Genomic DNA, 7,791 nt, shown 5'->3' with positions numbered 1-7,791 from the left:
AGCCTGGAGCGCGCGGCCGGGCTTCTGGACCTCTCCCCCGCGGAAACCAGCGCCATGGGGCTTACGCGCGCCACCCTGCCCCTGGCGGTGACGCCCTACTACGCGCGCCTGCTCGACCCGAAAAATCCCGCCCAGCCGCTGCGGCGCATGGTGCTGCCCTCCTGCTGGGAGGCCGTGCGCGCCCCGGGCGAGGCCGACGACCCCCTCGGCGAGGACGGCCATTCCCCTGTACCGGGCCTTGTGCACCGCTATCCCAACCGCGTGCTGTTTCTGGTGACGGACTTCTGCTCCACCTACTGCCGCTACTGCACGCGCTCGCGCCAAATGGGCGGGGTCGCGGTGGGTGGAGTTCCGGTGGGCGGAGCTTCCGTGACGGGAGCGGGCCGCCAGGATTCTCTGCGCGCCCGCTGGCAAAAGGGGCTCGACTACATCGCCCGCACCCCGGAGGTGGAGGACGTGCTGCTCTCCGGGGGCGATCCTCTGACCATGCCCGACGAGGCCCTGGACTGGCTGCTCACGCGGCTTCGGGCCATCAAACACGTGCGGATCGTGCGCATCGGCACCAAGGTGCCCGCAGTGCTGCCCATGCGTATAACCCCGGCGCTGACCAGGATGCTCAAAAAGCACCATCCCCTGTGGATGAGCCTGCACTTCGCCCACCCGGACGAACTGACGGACGACACCCGGCGCGCCTGCGCCCGCCTGGCCGATGCGGGCATCCCCCTGGGCAGCCAGACCGTGCTGCTCTCCGGCGTCAACGACGATCCCGGCGTCCTGGGGCATCTGTTCCAGGGTCTGCTCTCCTTGCGCGTGCGGCCGTATTATTTGTACCAATGCGACCCCATCAGCGGCTCGGCCCACTTCCGTACGCCCGCCGCGCGCGGGGTGGAGATGCTGCGCGCCCTGCGGGGCAGGCTCTCCGGCTACGCCCTGCCGACCTTCGTCATCGACGCGCCGGGAGGCGGCGGCAAGATACCCCTGGCGCCGGACTACACCCTGGGCTATTCTGGCTCTGACCTGTTGCTGCAGAACTACGCGGGCGGAACATACCGCTACCCCGATCCGGCGGGCGCGGCGGTGAAAAGCGTTCCGGGCCTGGTCATGGTCCCAAAGGCGAACAAGGGGGCGGCATGAACGTCGGACTGGTTTATGATCTGCGTTCGGAATACCTCGCCGAAGGCTACAGCGAGGAGGAGACCGCGGAATTCGATAAGGAGGACACCATCGAGGCCCTGCGCCTGGGCCTGGAAGCCCTGGGCTTCGAGGTGGAGGCCGTGGGCTCGGTCAAATCCCTGGTGGCCGCCCTGGCCAAGGGCCGCCGCTGGGATCTCGTGTTCAACATAGCCGAGGGCCTGCACGGCCCCGGACGCGAAGCCCTGGTGCCCGCGCTGCTCGACGCCTACCAGATTCCCTACACCTTCTCCGATCCGCTGGTCATGGCCCTGTGCCTGGACAAGGCGGCCTGCAAGCGCCAGGTGCGCGACCTGGGCCTGCCCACCCCGGACTTCGCCCTGGTGCGCACGGAAAAGGACGTGGCGAGCGTGCGCCTGCCCTACCCCGTGTTCGCCAAGCCCGTGGCCGAGGGCACGGGCAAGGGCATTTGCGCGGCCTCCAAGGCCACGGACCGCAAGGAACTGACGGCGGTGTGCCGGGCGCTCTTGAAGCGCTTCAAGCAGCCCGTGCTGGTGGAGGAATACCTGCCCGGCCGGGAGTTCACCGTGGGCATAGCGGGCACGGGCGAGCTGGCCCGCCCGCTGGGCGTCATGGAGGTGGCGCTTTCCCGCCAGGCCGAGCCCGGCGCGTACTCGTACAGCAACAAGGCCAACTTCGAGACCCTGGTGGAATACCTGCCCGTGGAGGGGCCGGAGGCCGCCGAGGCCGCCCAACTGGCCCTCGACGTCTGGCGGGGGCTGGGTTGCCGCGATGGCGGCCGGGTGGACATCCGCCTGGACGCCGAAGGCCGGGCGAACTTCCTGGAAGTGAACCCCCTGGCCGGGCTGAACCCCAAGATTTCCGACCTGCCCATCCTGTGCAGCATGAACGGCGTGAGCTACCAGGACCTCTTGCGCATGATCGTGCAGTCGGCCCTGGAGCGCCTGCCCCTGGACCCGGACAAGGAGCGCAAGGCCCGGCGCTAGCGCCCCTTGAAGGAGCATCTTGCCAAGGACGGCGCGAACGGGTATTTTTACGACTTGCCCGAAGAGGGCGGAGGACCGCAAGGCCCGCCGTCCCCCGCCCTGCGCGGCCCGGCCCGCAAACGGCGCGTGGCGCCCGCCGCGGCGGAACCATCCACATACAACGCGCGAAAGCGGCGCAAAACGGAGTGAACATGAGCGAAAAGGCCCCCGAAAGCTACCAGCTGGTCCTCATCAACGGCAAGAAAGAAGAAGTGCTGTTCTCCTCGCCCAAGCTTCTGGACGTGGAGCTCAAGCGCGAGCAGCACATCCGCTCCATCACCACCGGCCGCGTGGAAATCCGCAAGGCCTAAGGCCCCGGCCTCCGGGGCGGCGGTTTTTTCCGGCCGCCCCGGGGAGCGGATATTGCATCAGCCCGCGCGGAGGCGCCATGACCCAGGACGAGAGCAGAGCGCGGCAGCACGACCAAACACCGCACACCGCACCCTGCGGCGGGTTCACCCTGGTCGAGGTGATCACCGTCCTCCTGATCATCGGCATCCTCTCCGCCCTCATCGCCACCCGGGGCAACACCCTGAACAGCGACCTCCCCGCCCGCATGAGCGAGGTGCGCGCGCAGCTGCGCTACATCCAGCTCAAGGCCATGAAGTCCGGCGCAAGCTACCTGGCGCTGCAGTGCAGCAACTCCACTTATTGGGCCTATGACACCGCGACCCCAAGCACGTATCTGCTCCTGCCCGGCGAGAAGTCCGCAACCATTTCCCTGACGGACAAAAACATGGCCATGAACGCGTTCACCATCGCCTTCGACCGCTTCGGCATCCCCTACAGCGGCAGCCCTCTGGCGAAGCTCTCGACCAACGCCACGATAACCATCACCGCCGGCGGGCAGAGCGACAGTCTTTACGTAACGCCGGAAACCGGCTTCGTGCCCTAAGGAGACGCGGTGCAGGCGCAGAACGCACACAAACCGGACCGCGCGCGCGGCTTCACCCTGGTCGAGGTCATCGTCATCATCGTGGTGGCGGGCTTTCTGGGCGTGGTGGTGGTGAACCTCATGGGCACCCAGCTCATGCGCAGCGGCACGCCCCTCATGACCGCCAAAGGCGCGGCCCAGGCCGAAGCCACCATGGAGACCATCACGGCCTATTTTTCGCAGCGCGTGAACAGCGGCACCAGCGGCGCGCTGGACGCCGTGGCCGCGCGCTACCCTTCGAACGCCACCCTGACCATGACGCGCAACGCCAACTTCGAGGGCGTGGACGCGCTCACGGTCACCGTCACTGAAAGCGGCGTGAGCCTGACCACGGTGCTGACCCAGGTACGCACCAGCAGCGCGGACAACTCCGTGAACTACTAGGTGCCGCGGATGCGCAGACAGGCAGGCTTCACCCTCATCGAGCTCATCGCCGTGGTGATCATACTGGGTCTCATCGGCGGGCTCATGGGCTTTTTCATCTCCACCGGGGCGCGGGGCAACCTTGCGGCCATGCAGGCGGAGCAGAACGCCCAGCGCGGGCAGATCGCCCTGCAGCGCATCAGCCTGGAGCTGCGCGACATGAACGGCGGCCCCACGGGCTCGGCCAGCGCTCCCCTTGTCGCCTCCAGTCCGCCCAGCATCCGGTACACCTCCAGCCAGGCCGCCCTCTCCGACGCGCGCACCCTGGCCTACAGCGCGGGAACCAAGACCATCACCATCATCCCCACAGACGGCGGCACGCCGCGCACCCTGGTGGACGGCGTGGAGTCCTGCACCATGACCACCAGCGGGACCAGCGCCACGTACGACATCACCTTCACCGTCACCTTCACCCTCACCGGGACCAGTGCGCCCTTCTCCATCACGGTAAAACCGCGCAACACCATCATCACTCCGGTGACGAGCTAGGAGCCCAGCATGCCCACGCACGCCCCCCGGCATGACGCCCCGTCCGCCCACGGCCAGCACGGCAGCATCGCGGTCTATCTGGCAATAGCCTTAGTGGCCTTCGGCGTGCTGGCCATGGCCGGGGTGGGGCGCTTCAGCTCGGTGGTGAGCAGCGTGCTTGCGCCCAACTGCGCCACCTCGTGCCGGTACATGGCGGAGTCCGGCATGCGCTACGCCATGGCCCGCCTGCGCGCGGCGAACGACGCAACGGCCGTGGCCGCGGCGGCCGCGGACATGACCGCGCACGGGGCCTACGTGGTGGACGCGACCAAGGGCCTGAGCTTCACCTTAACCGTCACTTACAACTCCAGCGCCCAAACGGCCACAGTCACCAGCATCGGCAAAAGCTGCGCCAACATCACCGCCTCCACCTCATCCCAAAGCGGCACGGTGAACCTGCCCAAGGTGAAGGACGTAGTCGACTTCTCCAACCTCGCGGACGACTTCATGCTCACCAGTGCGCTGCAGTCCACCAACCCCATCAGCGTGGACGCCAGCACCAAGACCATCACTTTCGGCACGGTCGACAAGGGAGAGCACAACGCCGCGGCCATCTGGTACGCGGGCAACGCCACCATCGGTTGCGTAAACGGCAATTGCACCATGGATAATGGCCTGCGCGCCTATTTCGACGTGCAATGGAACCCGGCCTCCCGCGCGGACGGGCTGGTGTTCGGCGTCATAAGCGCGGTGACGAACGCTCCCGGGTCGGTGGGCGGCGATCCCTACATGGGCGAGCTCATGGGCTGGGCCGGACCGGGCACAGCCACCGGTTCGGGCAAGGGCATCCAACCGCCAAAAATCGGCCTGGAGTTCGACACCTGGTACAACGGCGGCTGCGCCACAACGCCCAACACCTCCGTGTTTCTTGCGGCCTCACGCTGCGACCCCACCCAGGTCAGCGTACTTTCTAACGCCAATGAGAATAACAGCCCGGACCATTTGGCCTATGTGTTCTGGGGATCGAATTCCAGCCCCACTCCGGCGTCCCAAACCGTCACGGTCAACGCCACCACAACGGTGACCAGAAGCGGCATAACCTACGACGACAACAAGCACGGCGCAGGCACGGGCACCTCCACAGAGCCGGTGGCCTCCAACGATCCGGACGATTCCGGCAACGGGCTGTTCGGCGTCTATTACCCCAGCACTCCGCTCAACTGGCTGCGCAGAGGCACAAAGTACTTCATGCGCTACGAACTGACGCGCCTCACCACGGCCAGCTCCGGCGCAACCTACTGCTACGTGCTCAAAACCTGGATAACCGACACGGATCCGGATGCGGCCTTCAAAACAGTAACCACAGACTACAACACGACTCCCACCATGCAGCAGGTGGTTTTCCTGAACGCGGACTACCACGCGAAGATGAACAAGATTTTCTTCGGCTGGACCGAAGCCACGGGAGACTATGCCCAGAAAATCACCGTGGGCAACTTCAACCTGGCCTTCAAGAAGGCCCAGCCCACCTACGGTACGGCCCCCAGCGGGGCCAGCGTCTACTGGCCCATGTACAACAACATCGGCAGCAGCGTGACCGACGCCAGCGGCAATGGCGTCACCGGCACCATCAACGGCACCGTGCGCTGGGTGCCGGGCATACAGAACAACAACGGCGCGGCGCTTTACTTTAACGGCAGCACCTATGTGAGCGCCGCAAGCAACGCGGCCGCTCAGCTGACCACGATGGGCGGCGTTTCCCTATGGTTCAACATGACCAGCGCCCAGACAGGAGTGTGGTTGCTGCACAAGGGCGAGACCGGACGCACCAGCGAATGTTACGGCCTATATATCGACAGCAACGGCTACCTGCGTTTCCGGCTGCGCTACGGCACCGCGAGCAATAGCTACACGGAGGTCATCTCCACGATCCGCCCGTTAGCAGGCGCCTGGTACCACGTGGCGGTCACTTGGCAAAACAGTTCCACACCGCTGACCATCTACGTCAATGGGACCAAAGACACCAGCGTGGCAGCGAATACGGCCCAAAGTACGGCCACCAGCCTTTACCTGGGCGCGGCCAACGCAGGCGCCACGAAGTTCGCCGGCATCATCGACGAAGTGTACCTGTACAAGACGGCCCTGACCCAGGCGAACGTCACCGCCCTGGCCACGGGCAAGCCCTAACGGTCCCAAGGAGCTGTCATGTTTCGCCGCCTACACCAGATGCCCGCGGCATTGCCCGCCCTCGCGCTGGCCCTGGCGCTTTTGCGCCCCGCCCCCCTCGCCGCGGCGGATATTCTGCAGGAAACCCTGAAGGCCAAGGCCCAGACAGAGCAGGAGCAGCAGAAGGCCATCAGCCAGGACCTCCAATTGAACTCCGGGCAAAGCGCCGAGGGCAGCCAGCAGCAGGCGGCCCCCAAAAGCGGCAAGGCCTTTCCAGGCCCGGTGCTGCAGCCGGGCACGCAGAGCCCAGGCCAGGCAACCGCGCGGGCCGACGCTCCGCAGCCCGCTGGACGCGCGGCCCCCAAAAGCGGCAAGGCCATGTACGGCGATATCGTGATCCACAAATGATGCGGCCCACGGACCGGAAAAGAGGAGCGCCCATGCGCAGGACACAGTTAGCGGCCACGTCGGCCCTTGCCCTCCTCATGGCCCTGGCCGCCCCAACCCAGCCGGTCTGGGCCGCGCCCAGGCAGCCAGGACAGGCCCAGGCCGCCCAGTCGTCGCCCCAGCAGACCGCCCAGCAAGCGGAAGACACTGCCCTCAAGGCCGCAAGCGACCCTGAGGTAGTGGGAAAGCTCAAAAAGGCCGTCGACGCCCAGGGCGACATCTCCCCCTACACCCTGAAAGCCCTGACGCACGACCCCGCGGCCCTGGAGGCCGTTGGGCGCCCCGGAGCCGCGGCAGGCGGCCAAAGCGCGCCCGCGCCCGCCGCTAAGCCCGGGGCCGGGCCCAAAAGCGGCAAGGCCATCTACGGCGACATCATCATCCACAAGTAAGCCATGAGCCTGCCGCCACGCCCGGAACATTCCAGCCTGCCCCTGGGGCATGTCAGCATCGGCGACTGCGCCTTCGCCCTCAAACCCGTGCTGCTCACCACGGTGCTCGGCAGCTGCGTCTGCGTCACCTTCCACCATCCGGGCCGCAAGGCGGGCGGCATGTTCCACGCCATGCTGCCGGACAGGGGCCTGCGCCGCAATACGTCGCAGTCGCGCACCTGCACCTTCGCCGACCTGGCCGTGGATTCCATGCTGGAGCGCTTCGCCGCCGCGGGCATGCCCGCCCAGGAGCTTACGGTCAAAATCTTCGGCGGGGCCAACACCCTGGAGGCCTCGTTCAAGCCCGGCCTGCGCGACATGCTCGACGTGGGCCGCAAGAACGTGGAGGCGGCCCTGGCCACCCTGGCCGCCCACGGCCTCGCCCCGGCGCGGCAGGACGTGCTGGGGCCGCAGGGCCGCAAGCTGTTCTTCGCCACGGCCACGGGGGAGGTCTGGGTGAGCTACCTGACGCCGGAGCTGGCCCGCCGCGCCATTGCCAGACAGAAGCAGGAAGCGCTTGAGCAGGCGGCCCTTGCAGGAGGCAAGCGGCGCGAGGGCGGCGAGTGAGCGCGCAACGCCCACGCGCGCTGCCGATCCTCGTCTTGTGCCTGCTGGCCGGCCTTGCGGCCTGCCTGACGGCCAGGACGCCAGCCACGGCCGCCCAGCCAGCGCAGGCCCCCCAGGCCAACGCCCCCACTGAAACCGCCGTCATCCTCTCGCGCCTGCCCCACGATGCGCAGGCCTTCAC

11 protein-coding genes are annotated in these 7,791 nt (G+C 67.1%); all 11 read left to right on the top strand.

Annotation, left to right across the window (positions count from 1 at the left end; translation table 11 throughout):
- The coding region (locus VN419_RS00770; RefSeq protein WP_325643416.1) for a KamA family radical SAM protein at window positions 1–1,134 on the top strand (1,134 nt) is incomplete at its 5' end.
- Window positions 1,131–2,138, top strand: a complete 1,008-nt coding sequence (locus tag VN419_RS00765) for a D-alanine--D-alanine ligase family protein (protein WP_325643414.1) — start codon at window positions 1,131–1,133, stop codon at window positions 2,136–2,138. The genes VN419_RS00770 and VN419_RS00765, both read left to right, overlap by 4 nt.
- A 191-nt stretch (window positions 2,139–2,329) precedes the next feature.
- Entirely contained in the window at window positions 2,330–2,488 is a 159-nt protein-coding gene (locus VN419_RS00760; protein WP_325643412.1) for a hypothetical protein, read from the top strand.
- Between the two features lie 77 nt (window positions 2,489–2,565).
- Complete coding sequence (locus VN419_RS00755) at window positions 2,566–3,072, top strand: prepilin-type N-terminal cleavage/methylation domain-containing protein (RefSeq protein WP_325643410.1); 507 nt, start codon at window positions 2,566–2,568, stop codon at window positions 3,070–3,072.
- A gap of 9 nt (window positions 3,073–3,081) precedes the next feature.
- Window positions 3,082–3,495, top strand: coding sequence for a prepilin-type N-terminal cleavage/methylation domain-containing protein (locus VN419_RS00750; RefSeq protein WP_325643406.1), 414 nt, complete (start codon window positions 3,082–3,084; stop codon window positions 3,493–3,495).
- Between the two features lie 9 nt (window positions 3,496–3,504).
- The gene (locus VN419_RS00745) at window positions 3,505–4,023 is read left to right on the top strand and encodes a type II secretion system protein (protein ID WP_325643404.1); all 519 of its coding nucleotides are present in this window, start codon (window positions 3,505–3,507) and stop codon (window positions 4,021–4,023) included.
- A 9-nt stretch (window positions 4,024–4,032) separates the two neighbouring features.
- A complete protein-coding gene (locus VN419_RS00740; RefSeq protein WP_325643402.1) occupies window positions 4,033–6,189 on the top strand; it encodes a LamG domain-containing protein in 2,157 nt (718 codons plus the stop codon).
- 18 nt (window positions 6,190–6,207) lie between these two features.
- Window positions 6,208–6,576, top strand: coding sequence for a hypothetical protein (locus VN419_RS00735; protein WP_325643400.1), 369 nt, complete (start codon window positions 6,208–6,210; stop codon window positions 6,574–6,576).
- A 32-nt stretch (window positions 6,577–6,608) separates the two neighbouring features.
- Window positions 6,609–7,004 carry a hypothetical protein gene (locus VN419_RS00730; protein WP_325643398.1) on the top strand — a complete coding sequence of 132 codons (396 nt, stop codon included), beginning with the start codon at window positions 6,609–6,611 and terminating at the stop codon, window positions 7,002–7,004.
- A 3-nt stretch (window positions 7,005–7,007) separates the two neighbouring features.
- Complete coding sequence (locus VN419_RS00725; protein WP_325643396.1) at window positions 7,008–7,610, top strand: chemotaxis protein CheD; 603 nt, start codon at window positions 7,008–7,010, stop codon at window positions 7,608–7,610.
- On the top strand, window positions 7,607–7,791 hold a 185-nt coding region (locus VN419_RS00720; RefSeq protein WP_325643394.1), incomplete at its 3' end, for a hypothetical protein. The genes VN419_RS00725 and VN419_RS00720, both read left to right, overlap by 4 nt.

It is taken from the genome of Humidesulfovibrio sp., assembly GCF_035560995.1.
Lineage (GTDB): Bacteria > Desulfobacterota > Desulfovibrionia > Desulfovibrionales > Desulfovibrionaceae > Humidesulfovibrio.
This window is presented reverse-complemented; position numbering and strand designations above follow the sequence as displayed.